Annotated in this window: 1 protein-coding gene; it reads right to left on the bottom strand. The window is 59.6% G+C overall.

Translation table 11 applies throughout. The features are described 5' to 3' along the window. Positions 1-49: 49 nt before the first annotated feature. Positions 50-245: SAM-dependent methyltransferase (locus NVV99_RS26750; protein WP_260783329.1), on the bottom strand; the 196-nt coding region annotated here is incomplete at its 5' end.

The following is a 245-nucleotide window of genomic DNA, read 5'->3' on the forward strand; positions in this document are numbered from 1 at the left end:
ACGCATGATTGAGAGGCAGGTGTCTCCGAGCGTCGCCTCGACCCACGAGTCACTCATAGAAACCTTCGATCCCCGCGGCGCAAAGAACGCGGAGCATGCGCTCCTCTGCGTCCCGGCGCTCTGCACGTATGCGGTTGTAGGCCTTGATCTGTGTAGCGAGGTCTTCCTGCTCTGCCGCGGTTTGCTTGATATAGCGGCCAAAGTTGAGGTCGTACCCGTTCGCAATGATCTCACTGAGGGGGACG

The sequence above is a fragment of the Rhodococcus sp. PAE-6 genome (assembly GCF_025290685.1).
Taxonomy (GTDB): domain Bacteria; phylum Actinomycetota; class Actinomycetes; order Mycobacteriales; family Mycobacteriaceae; genus Rhodococcus; species Rhodococcus pyridinivorans.